The organism is Arthrobacter sp. 2MCAF14, assembly GCF_052115645.1.
Lineage (GTDB): Bacteria > Actinomycetota > Actinomycetes > Actinomycetales > Micrococcaceae > Arthrobacter.
This window is the reverse complement of sequence record NZ_JBFRHB010000010.1, coordinates 80,811-100,965: the sequence shown is the minus strand read 5'-3', so window position 1 is coordinate 100,965 and position 20,155 is coordinate 80,811. Positions and strand designations below refer to the sequence as shown.

The 20,155-nt window shown below is 63.1% G+C and carries 21 protein-coding genes; 6 read left to right on the top strand and 15 right to left on the bottom strand.

Translation table 11 applies throughout. The features are described from left to right. Window positions 1–10: 10 nt before the first annotated feature. From AB4074_RS09525 to AB4074_RS09515, 3 genes are read left to right on the top strand one after another with little or no spacing between them, the layout of a single operon-like run. The gene (locus AB4074_RS09525) at window positions 11–814 is read left to right on the top strand and encodes a thioesterase family protein (protein WP_441413168.1); all 804 of its coding nucleotides are present in this window, start codon (window positions 11–13) and stop codon (window positions 812–814) included. Further along, window positions 814–1,590, top strand: coding sequence for a lipoate--protein ligase family protein (locus AB4074_RS09520; RefSeq protein ID WP_441413167.1), 777 nt, complete (start codon window positions 814–816; stop codon window positions 1,588–1,590). Before AB4074_RS09525 ends, AB4074_RS09520 begins: the two co-directional genes overlap by 1 nt. Window positions 1,591–1,646: 56 nt before the next feature. After that, window positions 1,647–3,947, top strand: a complete 2,301-nt coding sequence (locus AB4074_RS09515; RefSeq protein ID WP_441413166.1) for an FdhF/YdeP family oxidoreductase — start codon at window positions 1,647–1,649, stop codon at window positions 3,945–3,947. Between the two features lie 15 nt (window positions 3,948–3,962). On the opposite strand, the gene AB4074_RS09510 is transcribed toward AB4074_RS09515, so the two are convergent. Next, entirely contained in the window at window positions 3,963–4,220 is a 258-nt protein-coding gene (locus tag AB4074_RS09510) for a mycoredoxin (protein WP_236811230.1), read from the bottom strand. A 124-nt stretch (window positions 4,221–4,344) separates the two neighbouring features. Further along, on the bottom strand, window positions 4,345–4,734 hold the full coding sequence (locus tag AB4074_RS09505) for a hypothetical protein (RefSeq protein ID WP_437770321.1): 390 nt from the start codon (window positions 4,732–4,734) through the stop codon (window positions 4,345–4,347). Window positions 4,735–4,939: 205 nt separating this feature from the next. Between AB4074_RS09505 and AB4074_RS09500 the strand changes: the two genes are divergently transcribed. Then, the gene (locus AB4074_RS09500) at window positions 4,940–6,139 is read left to right on the top strand and encodes an MFS transporter (protein WP_441413165.1); all 1,200 of its coding nucleotides are present in this window, start codon (window positions 4,940–4,942) and stop codon (window positions 6,137–6,139) included. Here the strand turns inward: AB4074_RS09500 and AB4074_RS09495 are convergent. The 3 genes from AB4074_RS09495 to trxB all read right to left on the bottom strand — a co-directional run bounded on the left by AB4074_RS09495 (window position 6,129) and on the right by trxB (window position 9,835). Beyond that, window positions 6,129–7,376 (bottom strand): APC family permease, encoded by a 1,248-nt coding sequence (locus AB4074_RS09495; RefSeq protein ID WP_441413164.1) that lies wholly within the window; start codon window positions 7,374–7,376, stop codon window positions 6,129–6,131. The two genes, AB4074_RS09500 and AB4074_RS09495, sit on opposite strands and share 11 nt — an antisense overlap. Before the next feature lie 4 nt (window positions 7,377–7,380). Continuing rightward, complete coding sequence (locus AB4074_RS09490; protein WP_441413163.1) at window positions 7,381–8,631, bottom strand: Nramp family divalent metal transporter; 1,251 nt, start codon at window positions 8,629–8,631, stop codon at window positions 7,381–7,383. 226 nt (window positions 8,632–8,857) lie between these two features. Beyond that, a complete protein-coding gene (gene trxB / locus AB4074_RS09485; RefSeq protein WP_441413162.1) occupies window positions 8,858–9,835 on the bottom strand; it encodes a thioredoxin-disulfide reductase in 978 nt (325 codons plus the stop codon). 66 nt (window positions 9,836–9,901) lie between these two features. On the opposite strand from trxB, the gene AB4074_RS09480 reads away from it, so the two are divergent. Next, the gene (locus tag AB4074_RS09480) at window positions 9,902–10,420 is read left to right on the top strand and encodes a GNAT family N-acetyltransferase (protein ID WP_441413161.1); all 519 of its coding nucleotides are present in this window, start codon (window positions 9,902–9,904) and stop codon (window positions 10,418–10,420) included. 51 nt (window positions 10,421–10,471) lie between these two features. Here AB4074_RS09480 and AB4074_RS09475 read toward each other — a convergent pair whose 3' ends face one another. The 6 genes from AB4074_RS09475 to AB4074_RS09450 all read right to left on the bottom strand — a co-directional run bounded on the left by AB4074_RS09475 (window position 10,472) and on the right by AB4074_RS09450 (window position 17,473). Continuing rightward, window positions 10,472–11,068 carry a TMEM175 family protein gene (locus tag AB4074_RS09475; protein ID WP_441413160.1) on the bottom strand — a complete coding sequence of 199 codons (597 nt, stop codon included), beginning with the start codon at window positions 11,066–11,068 and terminating at the stop codon, window positions 10,472–10,474. Then, window positions 11,065–12,081, bottom strand: coding sequence for a nucleoside hydrolase (locus AB4074_RS09470; protein WP_441413159.1), 1,017 nt, complete (start codon window positions 12,079–12,081; stop codon window positions 11,065–11,067). The genes AB4074_RS09475 and AB4074_RS09470 overlap by 4 nt, the downstream gene beginning before the upstream one ends. Beyond that, the gene (locus tag AB4074_RS09465; protein WP_441413158.1) at window positions 12,065–13,102 is read right to left on the bottom strand and encodes a LacI family DNA-binding transcriptional regulator; all 1,038 of its coding nucleotides are present in this window, start codon (window positions 13,100–13,102) and stop codon (window positions 12,065–12,067) included. The genes AB4074_RS09470 and AB4074_RS09465 overlap by 17 nt, the downstream gene beginning before the upstream one ends. 47 nt (window positions 13,103–13,149) lie before the next feature. Further along, window positions 13,150–14,511, bottom strand: a complete 1,362-nt coding sequence (locus tag AB4074_RS09460; protein WP_441413157.1) for an MFS transporter — start codon at window positions 14,509–14,511, stop codon at window positions 13,150–13,152. Between the two features lie 230 nt (window positions 14,512–14,741). Further along, the gene (locus AB4074_RS09455; protein WP_441413156.1) at window positions 14,742–15,785 is read right to left on the bottom strand and encodes an NAD(P)-dependent alcohol dehydrogenase; all 1,044 of its coding nucleotides are present in this window, start codon (window positions 15,783–15,785) and stop codon (window positions 14,742–14,744) included. Window positions 15,786–15,910: 125 nt separating this feature from the next. Further along, on the bottom strand, window positions 15,911–17,473 hold the full coding sequence (locus AB4074_RS09450) for a CehA/McbA family metallohydrolase (RefSeq protein WP_441413155.1): 1,563 nt from the start codon (window positions 17,471–17,473) through the stop codon (window positions 15,911–15,913). 234 nt (window positions 17,474–17,707) lie between these two features. Here AB4074_RS09450 and AB4074_RS09445 point away from each other — a divergent pair, with 234 nt between their 5' ends. After that, window positions 17,708–17,950 carry a hypothetical protein gene (locus AB4074_RS09445; RefSeq protein WP_441413154.1) on the top strand — a complete coding sequence of 81 codons (243 nt, stop codon included), beginning with the start codon at window positions 17,708–17,710 and terminating at the stop codon, window positions 17,948–17,950. Window positions 17,951–18,023: 73 nt separating this feature from the next. On the opposite strand, the gene AB4074_RS09440 is transcribed toward AB4074_RS09445, so the two are convergent. From AB4074_RS09440 to AB4074_RS09425, 4 genes are all read right to left on the bottom strand, one after another. Continuing rightward, on the bottom strand, window positions 18,024–18,224 hold the full coding sequence (locus tag AB4074_RS09440) for a DUF305 domain-containing protein (RefSeq protein ID WP_441413153.1): 201 nt from the start codon (window positions 18,222–18,224) through the stop codon (window positions 18,024–18,026). A gap of 154 nt (window positions 18,225–18,378) precedes the next feature. Continuing rightward, entirely contained in the window at window positions 18,379–18,807 is a 429-nt protein-coding gene (locus tag AB4074_RS09435) for a hypothetical protein (protein WP_441413152.1), read from the bottom strand. Between the two features lie 94 nt (window positions 18,808–18,901). Beyond that, the gene (locus AB4074_RS09430; RefSeq protein ID WP_441413151.1) at window positions 18,902–19,732 is read right to left on the bottom strand and encodes a slipin family protein; all 831 of its coding nucleotides are present in this window, start codon (window positions 19,730–19,732) and stop codon (window positions 18,902–18,904) included. A gap of 208 nt (window positions 19,733–19,940) precedes the next feature. After that, window positions 19,941–20,126, bottom strand: coding sequence for a hypothetical protein (locus AB4074_RS09425; protein ID WP_078108763.1), 186 nt, complete (start codon window positions 20,124–20,126; stop codon window positions 19,941–19,943). Between the last annotated feature and the right edge of the window lie 29 nt (window positions 20,127–20,155).

Here is a 20,155-nt window from a genome sequence, read left to right as displayed (position 1 = left end):
AGGGCAGGCGTTGAGTATTGAGCTTCCGGACCTTGCGGAAGGCGACTTCTACTACGAATCGCTCGGGAATGGGCGGTTCCGGTCAACCATCCACGCCCAGGGCGCATGGAATCCGCACGAGCAGCACATGGCGCCTGCATCGGGCATCATGGCTGATGCCCTGCTCCGCCATGAGCCGCGCGACGACGTCCGGATGGCCCGCCTCAGCTACGAAATCCTTGGATTGATCCCGGGGGGCGAATTCGAAATCACCACGGCCACGGTCCGCCCCGGCAGAACCATTGAACTGATCCAGGCGGAACTCTCGGCGGCAGGACGCGTGGCTATCCGGGCCACCGCCTGGCGCATGGCAACCAGCGACACGAGTGCCGTCGCCGCCATTGAAGACGTTGAAATGCCGGCCCCGGACGAATGCAAGCTGTGGGACGGTGCGAGCGTGTGGCCGGGTGGCTACATCCGGTCCTTGGAAATGCGGATAGCAGAAGGACACCGGGCAGGCTCGGGCAAAGTCTGGATCCGTACGGAGCATCCCCTCACCGATGCGGCGGACAGCCGCGATGTCGCGAGGCTCATTGGACTCGTGGACACAGCCAACGGTATTGCCGCGCGCGTTTCGCCGGGCAAGAACAGCTACATCTTTCCCAACCTTGACCTGCAGATCCACATGTACCGTGAACCTGAGGGCGAATGGCTCGGCCTGGACAACATGGTCTCCTTCGGCAATGACGGCATCGGCCTGACGTCCACGGTGCTTCACGACATCAGCGGCCCCTTCGGCCGCGCGGAGCAGATCCTCACGTTGAGGAAAAGCTGATGGTTGAGGACCTCGCCCGGACACGGCGCACGCTCACGGTGGTGCGCCAGGAAGAGTCGCTCGGCGTCGCTGATGACCTGGACTTCGGGATCGAGCTCCTCAACCGTGCCCGCAGGGGGCTTCTGGCGCCGACGCTGCGGTTGTACCGGCCCCGCCCGACCGTGGCGTTCGGGCAACGCGATGCCAAGCTGCCGGGATTCCAGGCCGCGTCCGAGGCTTGCCGGGACCTCGGTTTCGAACCGTTGATCCGCAAGGCCGGAGGCCGGGCAGCGGCCTACCACCGGGGCACCTTGGTGATCGACCACGTGGAGCCGCACGCCGACGCGATTGCCGGGGCGAAGGCCCGTTTCTCCTTCTTTGGCGAGCTCCTCGCGGGTGCGCTCCGCCGCGTCGGCGTTCAGGCCGCCGTCGGGGAGATCCCCGGCGAGTACTGCCCGGGTGAGTTCAGCGTCCACGGCCTGGATCCGGATTTTCCAACACACCAGATCAAGCTGGTCGGCACCGCCCAGAGGGTGGTCTCCGGGGGATGGCTGTTCAGTTCGGTGATCGTCGTCGAGAACTCCGCACCCATCCGTGAAGTCCTCACTGCCAGCTATGGCGCCCTCGGACTGGAGTGGGATCCGGCCACGGCGGGGGCGGCCAACGACCTTCTGCCGCAGCTGGACGTACCCACAGTGGAGGACGCCGTCGTCGCGGCCTACGCAGAATACGCCGAACTCATCGACGGCGATTTCCAGGGCCTGCTCCCTGTGACGAGCACCAGCACGCCGTTGTAGACGGATACCGCCAGGACTACGCTTGAGGCCACCACCAAGTGGACCGAGGTAGAGCAATGGACAAGAAGCCATCCGTTGTCCACGATTCCGACGCGGACCTCACCGTCGGACCGCCGAAGCGATCCGCCGCGGGTTTGCCCAGCCTGGTGGACTCCTTACCCCATGCGTTGAGCCAGATGGGACCGTCCCGCACCTGGAAGTCCCTGCTGGCCATGAACCAGAAGGACGGCTTCGACTGCATGAGCTGCGCCTGGCCGGATCCTCCGGAGCGGAAGCTGGCCGAGTTCTGTGAGAACGGCGCCAAGGCCGTCGGGTGGGAGGCTGATCCGCTCAAGGTTCCGTCCGGTTTCTGGGAGGCGAACGACGTCGATTCCCTCGCCGAGCGCTCGGAATACTGGCTGGGCCAGCAGGGCAGGCTCGTGGAGCCCGTCTACAAACCTGCCGGTTCGAGCCATTACAGTCCTATCAGTTGGGACAATGCGTTCCGGATTGTTGCCCGTGAACTGAATGCCCTGGGATCGCCCGACGAGGCCACTTTCTACACGAGCGGCCGGACGAGCAACGAGGCCGCGTTCGTCTACCAGCTCTTCGTCCGGGCCTTCGGGACCAACAACCTGCCCGATTGCTCGAATATGTGCCATGAGTCCACGGGGCTGGCCCTCGGTGAGACAATCGGCGTGGGCAAGTCCGCTGTCAGCTACACAGACTTCGCCAAGGCTGATTTGATCATCATCATGGGCCAGAATCCGGGGACCTGCCATCCCCGGATGCTCACCGCCTTGGAAGAGGCAAAACTCGCCGGTGCGAGCATTGTCGCGGTGAACCCTCTTCCGGAAGCCGGGCTCATCAACTTCAAGAACCCTCAGCGGCCCCGTGGGCTGGTGGGCAAAGGAACGGACCTGGCGGACCAGTTCCTTCAGATCCGCCTCGCAGGGGACATGGCGTTGCTTCAAGCCGTCTCCAAGCGGGTCCTGAAGGCAGAGAAGGCGGCACCGGGGGCAGTCCTGGACCATGCGTTCATCGAGAAGCACTGCCAAGGACTCGAAGAGTTCCAAGCCCACATCGAAGAGCTTGATGAGCAGGACGTCCTCGCCGCAACGGGCTTGAGGGCGGAGGAAATCGATGAGCTCGCCTCCCGCTACCTGCGCGCGGAGAAGGTCATCATTACCTGGGCCATGGGCCTGACCCAGCACAAGAAGGCCGTGGCGACCATCAAGGAGATCGTCAATCTGCTCTTGCTCCGCGGGAACATCGGCAAACCCGGCGCCGGCCCTTCGCCGATCCGTGGGCACAGCAACGTCCAGGGCGACCGGACCATGGGTATTTGGGAGAAGATGCCCGAACCGTTCCTCAACGCCCTGCAGCAGGAATTCGGCTTCGATCCACCGCGGCACCCGGGCGTCGACTCCGTGGACAGCATCCGCGGCATGCGGGACGGCAGGATCAACGTGCTCGTCGCGCTCGGTGGAAACCTCGTGCATGCGATGTCGGACACCACTGCTGCCGAGGCAGCCGTCCGCAAGACCCGATTGTCAGTCCAGATCTCCACGAAGCTCAACCGTTCCCACGCCGTGGTGGGGGAACAAGCGATGATCCTGCCGACCATGGGCCGAACGGAAATAGACCGCCAGGCGAGCGGCGAGCAGTTCGTCACCGTCGAAGACACCGTCTGCGCGGTACACCGTTCGGCGGGAAGGCTGGAGCCGATCTCCGACAAAGTCTTGTCCGAAGTGGCGATCGTGTGCCGTATGGCCGGGACGGTACTCGGCGACAAGGTCCCAGTTGACTGGGCAGGTTTCGAGGCAAACTACGACTCAGTGCGCGAGCACATTTCCCATGTGGTGCCGGGCTTTGAGAACTTCAACCAAAAAGCCCGGAGCCGTGACGGTTTCGTTCTGCCCCATGGCCCCCGGGACGAGCGGAAGTTTCCCACCATCACGGGAAAGGCAATGTTCACGGTCAACGACCTTGAGACTATCCAGGTCCCGGAAGGGCGCCTGCTGCTCCAGACAGTGCGCTCCCACGATCAATTCAACACGACCACGTACAGCATGAACGACCGCTACCGGGGCGTGAAGAAGGGCCGCATGGTGCTTTTTGCGCACCGGGACGACCTGGCTGACCTGGGCCTTGCCGACGGCGGCTATGTGGACGTCCACAGCGAAGCCGACGACGGCGTGGACCGGGTCCTGCGCCAGTTGCGGTTGATCGCGTACCCCACAGCCCGCGGTTGCGTGACTGCGTATTACCCGGAAGCGAACGTCCTTGTACCGCTGGATTCGATCGCCGAAGGCAGCAACACTCCCGCGTCTAAATCCGTGGTGGTGCGCCTGGAACCAGCCGCACCACCTGGATAACTCAGCTGCGGGGGTTCAGGCGGCGAGGCGCGCTTCGACCTCGGCTGCGGAAGGGTTGGTGGCAGCAGTGCCGTCCGGGAAAAGGACCGTAGGGACGGTTTGGTTGCCGCCGTTCAGCTTCTCCACGAGTTCGGCGGTGCCCTCAACCTCTTCGATGTTGACCTCGTTGTAGCCGATGCCCTTGGCGTCAAGCTGCTTCTTCAGTCGGTTGCAATAACCGCACCAAGTGGTCGAGAACATAGTGATGGTGCCGGATTCGGGGGTGAAGTCCACGGATTCTCCTGCTGTCGTTGTTTTGAACTACTCGCGTCAACGGTAACCCGGCAGGTGCTATTCCTTCGCGCGCATGTGTCACATGACACGCAAGGGCGAATCGGGCATCGATTTGGCCGCCCGGCTAGAGCGACTCCTCGACGGCGACGCCGGACTGGAACTCGCGGCCGTCGGCTTCACTGAAGGCCGTCATCACGTGTCCCTTGCCAAGGCCGTTGATCGCCGAGAGAGGGAAATGGCCGGTAATGACGTTGCCCGAGTGCTCCACACCCTTGAGGTCGTAGTTCTCTTCGGCGCTTTGGTCGTGGTTGAAGGAAAAGAAGGCAATCGCCTCCCCGTTCATGAACTCGATGCCTAGTCTTCGTTGAGAGGAATAGTCCGGAGTCGCCGCGACCAGGCCCACAACAAAGGCGCCGGAACCAGGGATGTTGCCCTCGATCTCGAACTTCGCCACGAGCGTGGCTTCCGTGGCGGTAATGCTGGCCTGTTTCAGAAGTGCCTCATGGATGCTCATGGCTCAATCCTGCTCTGTGCGGCCTCCGCCGTCCACCCCTGATTCGGGTTTTGTCAGAGCTCGCCCGCCGGCCGGATCTGATCGGGCCGACGTCCAAAATCAGCCCTGACCAGCCGGAAGACCTGCTGATACAGGTACCGGCAGGGCCTCCCTAGCGGCCCGGAAGGCTTCTAGGGTTGAGGGCGTGGATAAACGGAATGGAAGCATGAAGCGTTTGCTCGTCCCCTCTGCGGCGCTGTTGTGGGGGCTCCAGTTCGCATTCCTCAACCCTGCCCTGGCACTCCTGCTGGTGGCCCTCTTCAACGCCACCCCGGCCGAGGTGGGATGGGTCCTCGCCGTCTACAATGCCAGCGGCTTCGTCGCTTCCCTTCTCGTGCCGGCGTATGCGGACCGTACAAACGACTACCTGCGGCCCATGCTGGCCTGCGGCGTCCTGACCCTGGGGCTGTCCGCCCTTCTGGCCGTGAGCACTTCGCTGCCGCTCGCCGTCGTGGGCTTGATCGTCCTGGGCGGCCCGGCGGGGGTCGGCAGCTCGCTGCTGTTCGCCCACCTCAGGCACTCAGGTGCTGGAACGAGCGACGTGATGAACACCCGCGCGATTGTCTCTTTCGCCTGGGTGGCCGGGCCGCCCCTCGCGACATTCATCATGGGCGCCCTGGGCAATCGGGCCATCCTGCTCACCCTCGGTGCGGTCGCCGTCCTCAATGTCGCCACCACTGCTGCCATGATTTCCCGGCGGCGCGCTGCCGCCGTCGAGGATCGGCCCAGGGCTCATGGCGAAGAGGATGGGCACCCGTTCTCGAAAACGGGGGTCGCCGCCGTCGTCCTCGGCTTTATCGCCCTGCAGGCAACTAACAGCGCCGCTGTGTCCATCATGGGCCTTTTCGTGACCCAGGGGCTCGGCGTCGACATCATCTGGGCGGGCATCGCGCTCGGCGTGTCTGCCGCGCTTGAGATACCGGCGCTCTTCCTGATCGGGCGGCTCGCGCGCCGCTACTCCAGCCGGGCGCTCATTGCGTCGGGATGCGTGGCCGGGATCGCCTACTACGCGGCCATGGCTTTTGTCTCCAACCCGGCCACCCTGATTGCGCTCCAGGTCCTGAATGCCTGGTTCTTCGGGATCGTGGCGGGTGTGGGGCTGACCTTGTTCCAGCGGCTGATTCCGCGTCCGGGCCTGGCCTCCGGCCTCTACACCAACACGAGGCGCGTCGGCGCGATCGTTTCGGGCCCGATCATCGCTTTGGGATCGACGACGGCGTTCGGCTACCAAGGCGTCTTCGCGGCTTGCGCGGCTCTCACTGTCCTGGCCCTGCTTGTCATTGGGTTGGCCGGGCGGCCGTCGCGGCGGATGGCGCCGAAGGAACGGCCTGCTGCCTCCGCGCCCGCACACGACGCTATCGCTTAAGCCTGACCACGCGCAGGATGATGCCGGCCGCGAACATGAGCACGCCCAGGCCTGCCGATAGCGGCGGAAGCGTGGCCACGAGGACTACGCAAGCCAGTGCGCCGAGCACTTGGAGCGCTTTGGGGTATCGGCGGTCTTCGGCCGGCTGGGTGAACGCCGCAATATTGGCGACCAGGTAGTAGATGAGCACACCGAAAGAAGAGAAGCCGATCGCGCCGCGCAAGTCGGCGACCACGACGATCACGCAGATCACGACGGCGAGGGTGACTTCGGCGCGGTGCGGGACACGGTAGCGGGGATGGACTGCGGCGAGCCAGTGCGGCAGGTCGTGGTGCCTGGCCATTGCCAGGGTGGTCCGGCCCAAGCCGGCGATGAGCGCCAGGAGGGCCCCGAGGGAGGCGACGGCGGCTCCCACGCGGACCACCGGAACGGTCCAGGAAAAAGTCCCGGCTCCGACCGCGGCAGCGAGCGGCGTTGAGGTGCCAGCCACACGGTCCGGGCCGAGAGTGGCGAGAAGGGTCACCGCGATGATCGCGTAGAGGACGACGGCGATGCCCAGCGCGATCCCTATGGCACGTGGAATGGCGTGCCGGGGGTCGCGGACTTCCTCTCCCATGGTCGCGATCCTCGCGTAGCCGGCGAAGGCGAAGAACAGCAACCCGGCGGATTGGAGGATCCCGTACCAGCCGTGTGCAAGCAGTCCATCGCCGGGGATGTTGGCCGGGGACGGAGCTGAACCGCCCCAGCAGGCTGCCACGCCAATGGCGAGGGCCGCCAGTACTGCGAGAACCAGGATGCGTGTGAGGCCGGCTGTGCGGGTCACCCCGTGATAGTTCACGGTGGCGAGGACGACGACGGCGGCGATCGCCACGGGACGTTCCCACCCCGGAGGGGCCGCATAGGCGGCGAAGGTCATGGCCATGGCCGCCGCGCTGGCAGTCTTCCCGATGACGAATCCCCAACCGGCCAGATATCCGGACCACGGTCCCAGCCGTTCACGACCGTAAACGTAGGTCCCGCCCGACGTCGGGTATGCGGCGGCGAGTTGGGCGGAGGACGTCGCGTTGCAGAATGCCACAGCAGCCGCGACGACGAGTCCAACCAGCAATCCTGATCCCGCGGCGGCAGCGGCCGGAGTGAAGGCCGCGAACACGCCGGCGCCGATCATGGAGCCCAATCCGATCACGACGGCGTCAAAGGTGCCCAGCTGACGGGCCAGGGCCTGGGGGTTGCTCATGGACCTAGGACTTCCCTGTGACGGTCAAGACGATGAGGACACAGTTGAGGCCCACAATCAGTGCGGCGCTGGTCCACCCGGCAATCTTCAATGCCGTGGAATCCGTGTGGATGCCCATGACCTCGCGCTTGCCGGTGAGCCGGATGAGCGGAATCAAGGCGAAAGGAATGCCGAAGCTCAGCAGGACTTGGCTCAACACGAGCGCCAGGGTGGGTTCGATGCCCGCGCCGAGAATGACGAGGGCAGGGACCAGCGTGACTACACGGCGGAGCAGCAAGGGCACCCGGATCTTGAGGAGTCCGCCCATGACCGTTGCGCCGGCGTAGCATCCGACGGAAGTCGAAGCGAGGCCCGAGGCAAGCAAGCCGACGCCGAAAGCCACGCCGATGACTGGACCAAGGGCAGATGTCACGGCGGCATGGGCCCCGGCGATGGTGTCGGTTCCTTCGACTCCCCGCAGGCTGGACGCGGCCAAAAGGAGCATGGCGATGTTCACGACTCCGGCAAGCATCAAAGCGGCCGCGACGTCCACGCGGGTGGTCCTGATGAGCCTTGTCCGTTCAGCGGGATCTTCCGAGAAACCATGCCGGTCACGGGCCAGGGCCGAATGCAGGTAGATGGCATGCGGCATGACGGTGGCGCCGAGCATGCTCGCAGCGAGGAGGACAGTGTCCGTGCCTTCGAACCGCGGCACCAAACCAGCCAATACTCCACCGGTCTCGGGGGGATTGACGAAGAGCCCCGAAATGAAACCGACGGCGATGACCGCCAGGAGCATCATGATGGCGTACTCAAAGGACTTCTGGCCCCGTGACGACTGGAGCGCCAGGAGCAACATGGATGCCACGCCGATGATGACTCCGCCTATGAGGAGCGGCAGTCCGAAGAGAAGGTTGAGGGCTACCGCTCCGCCGATGACTTCGGCCATGTCGGTAGCCCCGGCAACTACCTCTGCCTGGACCCAGAACAGTCTGCGGCGGTGGGTTCCCAACCGTTTTCCCAGGAGTTCCGGAAGGCTTTGTCCGGTTGCCAAGCCAAGTTTTGCGGACTGGTACTGCACCAGGACCGCCATGATGTTTGCCGCTACCAGGACCCACACGAGCAGGTAGCCGTAGTTGGCTCCGGCAGTAAGGTTTGCCGCGACGTTTCCCGGATCCACGTATGCGATCGCAGCCACGAAAGCCGGACCCAACAAAAGCAGCCGGGACTTCCACCGGGTCTTGCTCGCCGGTCGCTCCGCGATAGTCGCAGCCATGGCTTCCTCAACATCGGGGATACGGACATGATGAGGATACCGTTAAGTTAGGCATGCCGAAAAGTGGGTTTTAGGTGCAGCTTGATAAGCGCGGCTCGCCCAACTGACTCGCACTAGATGTCGCTTTGAGCCCTCTAAACGACATTAACTGCGTGGGCCCACGCCGCCAGGGTTCCCTGGCCGAGCTTGCGAGGCAAGGGTGGCGGTGGGGATTAGTTGGGGGTCTTCAGGCGTGGGTGGGTTCTTCAACCAGCGCCGTGGCGATGCTGTCCGCGTCGTCGAGCGCTGCGAGGTACCGCTCGGCATCCAACGCCGCTGCGCAACCTGTGCCGGCGGCGGTGATGGCCTGGCGGTAGCGGTGGTCCACCGCGTCACCGCAAGCGAAGACTCCGGAGAGATTGGTCACCGTGGTGGGGGAGTCCACTTTGATGTAGCCCTCAGCGTCGAGCTCCACTTGTCCCGCAACAAGCTCCGTTCGAGGGACATGTCCGATGGCCACGAATATGCCCGTAGCCGCATGTTCACGCGATTCGCCGGAACGTGTGTCGGCCAGGGTCACCCCGGTGACTTTGGTGTCGCCGTGGATGGCGGTGATGGCGGAATTCCACGCGAAGCGGATTTTCGGATTGTCCTTGGCCCGCTGGGCCATGATCCGGGAGGCCCGGAGCTCTTCCCTGCGGACGACGACGGTCACGGTCTTCGCGAACCGGGTCAGGAACATCGCTTCTTCCATGGCCGAATCACCGCCACCCACAACGATGATTTCCTGTTCGCGGAAGAAGAAGCCATCGCACGTGGCGCACCACGAAACGCCGTGCCCGCTTAGCCGCTTCTCTTCGGGCAAGCCGAGTTCCTTGTAGGCGGAACCGGTCGCAAGGATCACGGCCGGTGCTTCGTGGGTGTCACCCGAGCCGGTGACCACGCGCTTGAGGTGGCCACGCAGCTGGACTTCAGTGACGTCGTCGAACGCTATCTTGGCGCCGAAGCGCTCGGCCTGCTCCTGGAGGCCATCCATGAGCTCGGGGCCCTGGATTCCAGCGGGGAAGCCGGGGAAGTTCTCCACCTCCGTGGTGTTCATCAACGCGCCGCCGGCGGTGACCGATCCGGCAAGAACGAGGGGGCTCAGGCCCGCCCGGGCGGCATAGATTGCCGCGGTGTAGCCGGCAGGGCCGGATCCGACGATGATCAGCTGTTCTTTGCTCATGGGACAAGTGCAACAAGGACGAGGGCTTCAATCAAGGGCTCGTCAATCCGAGTGCATAATGGGTGAATGTCCAGCGAAGCCAGAGCCGTCTCGATCCGGCCCATGAGTCCCGAGGATTGGCCGGAGGTCCGTGCGATTTTCACCGAAGGCATCGAGACCGGGCAAGCAACCTTTGAAGCGGCAGCTCCTGACTGGGAACAATTCGACGCGAGCCGCCTTCCTGATCACCGCTTCGTGGCTGTTGCGTCCGGCGCCGTGCTGGGATGGACGGCCGTTTCCATGGTGTCTGCGCGCCCGGCTTATGCCGGCGTCGTCGAACACTCCGTCTATGTCGCCGGTTCTGCCCGCGGACGGGGTGTCGGAAGCCTGCTGCTGAAAGCGCTGGCTGCGTCGACCGAAGAGCATGGCATCTGGACCATCCAGTCCAGCATTTTCCCCGAAAACCAGGCCAGCATCCGGCTTCACCAAGCCAATGGCTTCACCATCGTTGGCCGGCGTGAACGCATCGGCCGTATGAGTGCCGGGCCCCTGGACGGCCAATGGCGGGACACGCTCCTGCTTGAACGGCGCTCACGCCGGGTCTGAAGTGCTTCCGCGAGTCGGGGACCGGCTGACTCTGCTGGTCCCTGGCTTGGGCTACTCCAGTCGGTCCTGGTGTGCGCGGATGACGAAGTGTTCAACGCGGCGGTCCGGGACCAGCCAGATCAAAGCCACGACGGTGTAGGCGGCGACGCCGAGCAAAGGATGCAGAAGGCAGAGGCCAAGCCCGGCCAGATAGATGAGCGGCGACGTCTTCCCCTTCCAGTCCCGGCCAATCGCCTGGGCGAGCGCACCCTGCCGCCCCTGGTGCCGGATCAAGGACTGCTGCAGGACGAAGTAGGCAATGGCGGCGCAGAGCAGGTTGAACCCGTAAGCCAGCACAGGGACCTCAGCGAAGCCCGACTCATCCATCCAGCGTGTGCTGAACGGGAAGAGGGATATCCAGAACAACAGGTGCAGGTTCGCCCAAAGTATTCTGCCGTTGACCCGATCCGCCAGATGGATCATGTGGTGGTGGTTGTTCCAGTAGATCCCCACGTAGACGAAGCTGAGCAAGTAGCTGAGGAACGTGGGAAAGACGCTGAGCAAGGCATGCCAGCTCGGTTCCGGGGGCACTCGCAGCTCAAGCACCATGATGGTGATGACAATGGCGAGGACGCCGTCACTGAATGCCTCGAGTCGGTTCTTGTTCATGTTCCGTAGCCCCTGATTGCGTCGATGAGCGTTTTGACGAGTTTCCTGTTGTCCACTTGAGTCAGAACATTGATTGATCGGGCGCCATTTGCGTCAATTCCAACCGTCGTACGCAGAGAGTCGCGGACCCAACGAATGCTCCGTCCGCGGGTTAGCGCGCCGCTCAGTTCGACGTCGACCATGTACTCCCTGCTGATCGCGATGGAGCGGTCAAGCAAGATTGCGACAGCCAAGGGATCATGGAGCCAGCAACCAAGGATGCCGCGTGTTCTCGAAGAGTATTTCAGCCAGGCTCGCGTCCAAGGAAGGACGCACCGGGCGAGATCGTTGTCGACGTTCTCCAGCTCTGCCAAGTCGTCGAGGGTAAGCATGGTCTGCTCGGAGGCATCGAGGGGGACCAGCGTGATCGGAGCCCCGCTCCTGAGAACGATGCGGGCAGCTTCGGGGTCGACTCCGAAATTGGTGTCCTTCAGGGTTCCGTCGATGTTGAATGAGCCCCCCATGACGATGATCTCCGCCACCGCGCTTGCCAGTTGTGGGTAAAGGAGCATTGCCTGGGCGACGTTCGTAAGCGGTCCGATGGCAACAATGGTGACATTGCCAGGGTCTGCAAGGACGAGCTGGGCAATCTGCAGGGCGGCGGGGACGGTTGGTTCTTGTTCAAAGTCCCGAACTCGAGGGACGCCATCCCACAAACCGGCCAGCGAAGGGTCTCGGATGGGGGCGTCGAGGAATGACCTCCACGGGCCATCGGGTTCTTGAAGTGCACGTTCGGCGCCGCAATAGACGGGTATCTGGAGTCCAAGGTCCTCCATCATGGTGCGTGCCACTGAATATCCCGTGCGGCTCGGCGTGTTGCCTGAAACGGTGGTGATGGCTGCCAGTTCGATCCGGCTTGCGGCGGCGATGGCGAGGGCAATGGCCAGCCCGTCGTCAACATTGGCACCGGGAACACCGTTCCCTGGATCGCAATCCAGGATCACGCGGATTCGTTTGCTACTGGTCTCTGTCAAAAGTATCTCTTTCGTAGTCGCATCCGCAGGACGCTCGTCTCCGCAGCCGGAAGTCGCACTCGATGGATTCCCCCATAAAAGACCCGGATTCCAGAAGCAGTTTTATGGAGGCCTTGGCGATGGTTCCAGTGGGTTGTTCGATGGCCGTCAGTGTGGGTGTACTGAATGCGGAATTGATAGTGCCGTTGAAGCACACAACTGCCAAGTCCTGGGGAATACGTACACCGAATTCGGCCGCCGCCGCAACGAAACCGAGGGCCTGCAGTTCGTTCGAAACGAATACGGCGTCTGGTTGGGCCGCTCCGGAAAACATTTCCCTAGCGGCGGCATATCCGCCGCCCCTAGTGTATTCGGCTTCGAAGCTAAGAGTGTCACTTGCAGCGATGTTGCTTAGTTCCAAGGCTTGCTTCCAGCCAGTAATACGGTCTTGGGAGTTCAGGTTCTTCCGTGGTCCTGAAATGATGGCAACCGACGTCCTACCGTGATCAATCAAATGTTTAGTGGCTTCGAAGGCCGCCCCGGTCTCATTGATGAAGACCGAGGCAGCCTCGGAGCCGCTTGGTGTCTTGTCGAGGACAACGACGGGGACGCCTGCTGCATGAGCGTCCCGCAGTTCTATATCCCTGTCGACGCCATACCAAATAATGCCGTCTACCCGGCGCTCGATAAAGGTCCGGAGGATTTCACTTTCGCGTTCCTTGTTGTCATCGGAATCGCCAAGCAGCAGCACTCTGCCAGTTGAGAACATTTCCTGCTGTAATGCGTGGGCCAGGGCCGCCAGGAACGGGTTGCGGATGTTCGGGACGATCAAGCCATAAGTCTTTGTCGACCCCGCAGCCAGGGACCGCGCGATGGTGTTCGGTCGGTAACCCGTTTCGGCAATAGCGTCCAGTACTTTCTGCCTGGTTGCGTCGGAGACCGGGCGGGGGCCGTTGTTGACCACGTAACTCACAACCGCCTCCGACGTCCCGGCTGCAAGCGCAACTTCCCTTCGGGTTACCTTGCCGATATTTAGTCCCATAGCACCTGACTGTTTCATGTCCCTCCGGCGGTTACTCTAGCAATCGTTTAGATGGCGTCTTCGAACTCGTTGAGGTCACGGCCCTTGGTCTCAGGGGCATAGAAGGTCGTGACCAAGCCGATTCCGGCCATGAGGATGAAATAGGCTGCAATGGGCCACCAGTGACCGAACCCTGCCAGCAACGCGGCCGCCACCAAAGGGGCTGTGCCGCCCGAGACGATGGAGCCGAGTTCCTTGGCCAGGGCCATCTGAGAGTAGCGGTGGTTGGCCCCGAACAGTTCCACGCCGTAGGCGGCCTGGACGCCGAAGATTCCCAGCGACGCCAGGCACATGCCCACGATGATGACGCCCATGACAATCGCTGGCTCGCGAGTATCCAGCAGCGCAAAAGCGGGCACGGCGTAAAGAACCAACAGGAGGCAGAATACGCGGTAGCTGATCCGTCGGCCGAAACGGTCCGAGAGGAATCCCGCCAGGGGGATCACGCCGAACCCGAGGATAGACGCAATGAGAACGGCCGACGTCGGAACGGACTTATCGACAAGCAGGACTTTGGCGACGTATCCGATGACAAAGCTCTGGGCGAGGTAAGAGGGGCCGTTCTCGCCAATACGGAGCCCGATCATGATGAAAAAGGCCTTGTGACGGGACAAGAAGGAGCCCGTCGGCTTGACGGTCGTCTCAGGCTGAGAGGCTTTCAGCAAGTTCTCTTGCTGCTTGACGAACACAGGGCTTTCGGCCATTGAGCGGCGGATAAGGAGCGCTGCCGCTGTGATGATGAAACTGCCGATGAAGGGGATGCGCCAACCCCAGGACATCAAGTCCGCTTGGGGAAGCTGGATAATTACAAGCCAAATGGCTGAAGCGAGCAGCGTTCCGCTATTCGAGCCGAGCGCCACAATCGAGGCCACCAGGCCACGGCGCTTTGCCGGTGCATACTCGGCGAGCATGACGGCACCGCCGGACAGTTCCGCGCCTGCTCCGAAGCCCTGGGCGAGGCGGAACAGGACCAGCAGGGCCGGGGCAGCGACGCCGATCTGGGCATAACCCGGGATGAAACCTATCAGTGTTGTTGACAAGCCCATGAGGGCAATCGTCGTGACAAGGACAAACTTCCGTCCGCGCTTGTCGCCAAGCCGGCCGAAATAGATGGCTCCGAGGGGCCGTGCAAGGAAGCCCACGGCGTACGTGGCGAAGCCGGACAGCAGCCCGATGACCGGGTCGCTTCCAGGGAAGAAGACATTGCCGAAGATCAGGCCCGCGGCCAGGCCATACAAGGCGAAATCCACGTACTCCATGGTTGTTCCGAGCCAGGTGGAGATGGTGGCGGTGCGAAACCGGGCGCGGCCTTCGGGTGTTTGAAAGTGTAGGTCTGGTTCTGAGGTTTTTTCGAGATTGACAGTATTCATGGGCACGTTCTGGTCCTCTGTGGGTAGCGAGTGGGGGTCTACGCGCGTAGAACACTAAGAACGTTAAACGGCTTGTGTGATCGGAAGGGGACCGGATGGTGAACGTCGACTGAAACTAAGGTGCCTGCTCGTCGTCCGGCCAGAACGAAAAGAGTCCCTGCCGGGCACAACCACGAGGCCAGAGCCGCAGTGCAAGTGCCCAGCAGGGACTTTTCGGGAGGGGCCCCCGCCTAGCCCAGTGTGGAGGTGTCAATGACGAAGCGGTACCGCACATCGGAGGCGAGCACGCGCTCGTAGGCGTCGTTGATTTTCTCGGCCGGGATGACCTCGATCTCGGCGCCGAGTCCATGTTCGGCGCAGAAGTCCAGCATTTCCTGGGTCTCCCGGATGCCGCCGATCGCGGATCCGGCGAAGGAGCGCCGTCCCGTGATGAGTGAGAACACATTGACGGGCAGGGGTTCCGCCGGCGCGCCTACGTTCACCAGCGCGCCATCGAGCGCCAGCAACTGAAGGTAGGAGCTGATGTCGATCGGGGCGCTGACGGTGTTGATGATCAGGTCAAAGGTCCCCGCAAGCTCTTCGAAGGTGGCCGGCTCGCTCGTGGCGAAGTACTGGTCGGCGCCCAGCCGCAGGCCGTCTTCCATCTTCTTCAGCGATTGGGACAACACCGTGACTTCGGCCCCCATGGCGTGCGCGAGCTTGACGGCCATGTGGCCCAAGCCGCCGAGTCCGACGACGCCGACCTTCTTGCCCGGGCCGGCACTCCAATGCCGGAGCGGCGAATACGTGGTGATGCCTGCGCACAGCAGGGGAGCGGCGGCGTCGAGCTCTATTCCATCGGGGATCCGCACCACGAAGTCCTCAGTCACGACGACGTGGGTGGAGTAGCCGCCCTGGGTGATGGTCCCGTCGCGGTCAACGGCGCCGTAGGTCCCGGTCATGCCTTTCAGGCAGTACTGCTCCTCGCCCTTGCGGCAGTTCTCGCATTCGCGGCAGGAGTTGACCATGCAGCCGACGCCGACGCGGTCGCCGACCTTGTGGCGGGTCACTTCGGAGCCGATTTCGGTGACAATACCGGCGATTTCGTGTCCGGGCGCGAGTGGATAGGATTGCGGTCCCCAGTCGCCGCGGACGGTGTGGATGTCTGAATGGCAGATGCCTGCGTACTTGATCTCGATCAGCACGTCGTGGGCGCCGACGTCGCGGCGCTCAATGGTGGTCGGAACGAGCGCTTCGCTCGCGGATGGGGCGGCGTAAGCATTGACGGTCAGCATTTTTCTCCTGTTTGTGGACGGAGGATTGGCACTATCTACCCAACACGAGATTTCCGAATTGAGGGAGTCCCTGTTGGTAGGGGTACTGGCAGGGACTCCCTCAACTCAATCGGATCTGTTGCGGACTAGCTGGCGCCCAGGAAGATCGGGTTCGTCAGCGCTGCCATGGGACCGAGCGGGATGACCGTTCCCATTTCCGTGCCGCTGCCGGAGGTTCCGTCGATCTTCGGATGCCGGACCTCCACGCGTACGTACGCTGCGAGCTGCGGGGTGGTAACCCACGTGCTGGTTCCCTGACCCGACGCGGGAAGCGTCACCTGCTGGGTCTGTCCTTCGTCCGTGATGAAGCGTACGACGCCGTTCGGCACGCCGGCGATTTTCGCCGTCACCGTGACCGGGGCGTCTGCCGCGACCTTGAGCCGGTCGCCCACGGTTGCGCTCTTGCCGCCGGAGGTGACCTGGAAGTCCACCGAGACGTCCGCCGACTCGGCGATCCAGTTCCGGCCATTGCGGATGCCGTCAAGCAGGGCATCGCGGGACAACGCTGCTGCGTTGACCACGTTGTGGGGGAATCCGATGACCTGCGGGACACTGTGGGCGTCGCTGTTGCCCATCGCGGGGAGCCACCGGCCCCCCGTGCGCACGGAATGGGCCAGCATTGAGTCCCACGTGTTGACGGAGGACTCATCGTCAATCGTCCATGGGCCCGTCCATACCTCTACGGCGTCGGCGTCGTCGTAACCGAACTTCCAGCGGCAGGCGACATACGGGCAGTACGGGTGGGCCGGAACAACAATGCCCCCCGAGGAGTGGATCCGCTGGGCTTCCTGCTCGAACCCCTTGTCGCGGGCCCGGTAGCGCCAGTCGATCCATTCGCCCGGCTCCAGGCCTAGCGCGAGGTAGTGACCGTTTCGCGTGGTGACTTCTTCGCCCGTGAGGATGAGGAGGTCGTCGCCGGCGAGCGGTCCCCAGACGCCGTGCGATGCCGGAGTGTTGTGATCCGTGGAGATCATGAAGTCGAGACGCGCGGCGCGGGCGCCGGCTGCGACTTCCTTGGGGGTGCGCTTTCCGTCGGAGTAAACGGTGTGCAGGTGCGCGTCGCCGCGGTACCAGGCCGCGCCGCGGCCGGCGATCTGCTGCGGCGGGTACTGGGGCTTGAAAGGAGTGACGTCGGGTCCGTACTCAAGGGTGACGTTCACCGTGTAGTCAAGGCCGCGCTCGGCCACCTGGTAAGGGCCGAGAACGGCGTTCCACGTGCCCTTTCCAATCGATCCCGGCAAGTAACCCGGCGTCGTTTCGCCCGCGCTGATGCTGAATTCGGTCCGGAAACCGCCGGACCAGCCGCGGAAACCCTTTCCGGCGAGGTCGGTGCCCTTCTCATCGAAGATTCCGATGTCGCAGGCGTTCCCGAGGAGGCCTGCGGCCACCTGGGGCTTGCTGTAGGTGTACGAAACGCTGATCTTGTTGACGCCAGCCGGGACCTCGATCGGCAAATAGACGAAGTCTGCGGCGCCCGGATCCAGATGGCCGGTGATCGTCTTGGTCTTGCTGGTTCCGGTAGCGGCTGCCGCGAACGAAACCGGGGCCAGGGTCAAGGCCGCGCCGGTCAGTGCGGCGGCCAGGAAGCCCCGCCGGGTAGAGGAGAAGGAGACATTTTCGCCCGAATGGGCTTTGCATGGTGAAGTCACTCCCTCGATGTTGCCTACCGTTACTGAACAGTAGGCAACGGAACCAAGAACGCAGCATGAAACCAGGGGCGCAGGCAAGCGGCGTCCATTTGGTGGGCTGGTCATGTTTGGACCCTTGCCATGAGCGACGCCCGGCCTTACTGTTCTTGGCATGCACCAAGGGCTGGGGCGACGGCGCAAACCATTCCCATGTACCGAACAGGACGGTGTTTTTAGATGTGCGATATTCCGGGTTTGATCAGTCGCCTTGAGGCCGAAGACCTAGCTCGATTGCGCGAGGCAGGCAAAGAAAAGCCCCTGGAGCCGGGGATGATCGCCGCGATGGATGCCGCGGCCGGCGGCCCAGGCGAAGGCCGCGGTTACTACGTTGTCAGTGGTTCCCTGTATCCGGTCGACGCCAGGGAATACCACCTCAGGGAAGATGTGGCGGAAGCGCTGTTCGCGGCGGAAGAAACCTCCATAGGCGTCACGGCATAGGCCCGGAAGACGCCCTTGTCCAGGCCACCGGCACCGGCCCACACTGGAAAACCAGGTGGGCCGGTGCTTTGGGCTACAGAGCGCCCAATAGTTCCTGCATTTCCTTGATCTCGGCCTCCTGGGCCGTCACGATGTCCTTGCCGAGTTTGAGGGCATCGGGGTTCTTACCGTCCGTGCCTTCCTTTTGCGCCATGGCCACGGCGCCTTTGCCACCGCCGGTTCCGGCCGAGCAACCGGCAAGCGCGATTGCCGTGGCAACGGTAACAGTGGTCATGGTCAAACTTTTTCTCATGGTTTTGGAGTCCTTCAATCATCAGCCTGCAGAGGTACGGCTGCGTGGGACGCGCACGGCAAAGCCCACCGTGTGGGCGGCGCGTCAGGGTGGAGTCATGTACGACGGGCAAAGCAGCCCGACGCGGCAGTGGATTTTACGTGCGGCTGATGCAGAGATCGCCCGGCGAAGGACTTCCCGGGCGGTGCGAATAGCCGGAGACCAGGACGCCTGCCTCGGCTGTGCCCGCAGTGGCATAGGGCGGGACGCCGGGTAGGGGTGCTGTCAGCATGTTATGGCCCGGTGCAGGCACGCAGACGGCGTGCATGGCAGACATCTCCGTGCAGGTGCCCGAGCATGTGCAAGACGGCGCGGGTGGAGGAGCCGAGTGGTGGACCGCATGGTGGCTAACGACGGGGGCTTGGCTCACGACGGCGGCCGGGCTCGCCACGGTGGCGGCGTGCATGCTGTGCCCACCCGCCATGACATGCATCCCGAGGATTCCGGCGATGATCGACAGCAGTCCTGCCAACAGGCCGATGCGGAGGAGGAAGGCCGTGGCGCGGCCCCGTCGGGGGTCGGTCATGGTCTTCCTCCTTCTGTGGCTTGTACGCTCGGTTCTCAGGCTATACGACGGGTTCAACGAGCGTAGACACCGTTCAGTTTCACCCCTGCCGCCTTCACCCTGCCGCCATAGTCCGGCCCGTCATGGTCCTCGGTGGTTGCGCGGCTTTCGCGGCGGCCGCTTCGCGGGCAAGGAACGCTCCGAGCTCGCCGATGGTGCTCATCAAGGGCGCCGGGAAGACGACTGTGGTGTTCTTGTCGACGCCGATCTCCACCATGGACTGCAGGTTGCGCAACTGCAAGGCCAAGGGGTGGGCCATCATGGTGTCGGAAGCCATGCCCAGAGCAGCGGCGGCCAAAGACTCGCCTTCGGCGGCGATGATCTTGGCGCGCTTCTCACGTTCGGCCTCGGCCTGGCGGGCCATGGCGCGCTTCATGCTGTCCGGCAGTTGGATGTCCTTGAGTTCCACGAGGGTCACTTCGACACCCCATTCCAAGGTCAGGCCATCCAGGATCTGACGGATATTGGCATTGATGACATCCGTTTCTGCGAGTGTTTCGTCAAGCGAGTGCTGGCCCACTACTTTGCGCAGCGTGGTTTGCGCGATCTGGTCAATCGCGGAGTAGACGTTTTCGATGGCGAGGACGGACTTGATGGCGTCGACAACCCGGAAATAGGCGACGGCGGAAATGTCCAGGCTGACGTTGTCCCGCGTGATGATGCCCTGGGACTGGATGGGCATGGTGACGATCCGCAGGGACACTTTCCTCAGCCGGTCGACGAACGGGATGATGATCACAAGCCCCGGAGTCCGGAGGCCCTGGACCCTCCCCAGCCTAAGCAGGACACCGCGCTCATACTGCGTGACAATGTGGATGGCCATCGCGAACCAGATGACCAGCAGGACAATCAAGACAATGAGCCAGGTGATGGCGTCCGCTGTCATGGCCGCCCACCGGCTTCGTCGCTTAGTGCTGATGCGTTCATGGCGGAGGTCCTTTGGTGGCAGTGAAGGGAAAAGGGAGCCCAATTTCCGCAGCGAGGCAGGCGAACCCGCTTACGTTGTATCTCCAGTAAATACCTTGGATTCGCCGAGTTGTAGGGCCACAAATGAAAGGAACGCCCCTCCGGGACGTTCCCTTCAATTTCGTGGCTTAGACCCTTTCGCGGGTCCGGTCGATAACCGGCTCCGGATCGTTTGTGAACTCACGGTGGCGGCGTGGGAAGGCCCAGAACATGAAGTCCTTCGCGTCCACCTTGGGCTCAGGGCGTTCCTCGGGTTCCTGTGAGGCATCTTTCCTGGTGTCCCGCCGGAAATCCTTGTTGTAGCCGTAGCACATCACAGACCTCCTTCTAGCAACTGCCCTTT

Excerpts from the sequence above, each read along its gene's own strand:
- AB4074_RS09455 (WP_441413156.1), bottom strand. The coding sequence starts at position 15,785 with ATGCTGACCGTCAATGCTTACGCCGCCCCATCCGCGAGCGAAGCGCTC.
- AB4074_RS09475 (WP_441413160.1), bottom strand. The coding sequence starts at position 11,068 with ATGAACAAGAACCGACTCGAGGCATTCAGTGACGGCGTCCTCGCCATT.
- AB4074_RS09480 (WP_441413161.1), top strand. The coding sequence starts at position 9,902 with ATGTCCAGCGAAGCCAGAGCCGTCTCGATCCGGCCCATGAGTCCCGAG.
- AB4074_RS09430 (WP_441413151.1), bottom strand. The coding sequence starts at position 19,732 with ATGACAGCGGACGCCATCACCTGGCTCATTGTCTTGATTGTCCTGCTG.
- AB4074_RS09505 (WP_437770321.1), bottom strand. The coding sequence starts at position 4,734 with ATGAGCATCCATGAGGCACTTCTGAAACAGGCCAGCATTACCGCCACG.
- AB4074_RS09500 (WP_441413165.1), top strand. The coding sequence starts at position 4,940 with ATGAAGCGTTTGCTCGTCCCCTCTGCGGCGCTGTTGTGGGGGCTCCAG.
- AB4074_RS09490 (WP_441413163.1), bottom strand. The coding sequence starts at position 8,631 with ATGGCTGCGACTATCGCGGAGCGACCGGCGAGCAAGACCCGGTGGAAG.
- AB4074_RS09520 (WP_441413167.1), top strand. The coding sequence starts at position 814 with ATGGTTGAGGACCTCGCCCGGACACGGCGCACGCTCACGGTGGTGCGC.
- AB4074_RS09515 (WP_441413166.1), top strand. The coding sequence starts at position 1,647 with ATGGACAAGAAGCCATCCGTTGTCCACGATTCCGACGCGGACCTCACC.
- AB4074_RS09435 (WP_441413152.1), bottom strand. The coding sequence starts at position 18,807 with ATGACCGACCCCCGACGGGGCCGCGCCACGGCCTTCCTCCTCCGCATC.
- AB4074_RS09495 (WP_441413164.1), bottom strand. The coding sequence starts at position 7,376 with ATGAGCAACCCCCAGGCCCTGGCCCGTCAGCTGGGCACCTTTGACGCC.
- AB4074_RS09425 (WP_078108763.1), bottom strand. The coding sequence starts at position 20,126 with ATGTGCTACGGCTACAACAAGGATTTCCGGCGGGACACCAGGAAAGAT.
- AB4074_RS09465 (WP_441413158.1), bottom strand. The coding sequence starts at position 13,102 with ATGGGACTAAATATCGGCAAGGTAACCCGAAGGGAAGTTGCGCTTGCA.
- AB4074_RS09460 (WP_441413157.1), bottom strand. The coding sequence starts at position 14,511 with ATGAATACTGTCAATCTCGAAAAAACCTCAGAACCAGACCTACACTTT.
- AB4074_RS09440 (WP_441413153.1), bottom strand. The coding sequence starts at position 18,224 with ATGACCACTGTTACCGTTGCCACGGCAATCGCGCTTGCCGGTTGCTCG.
- trxB (WP_441413162.1), bottom strand. The coding sequence starts at position 9,835 with ATGAGCAAAGAACAGCTGATCATCGTCGGATCCGGCCCTGCCGGCTAC.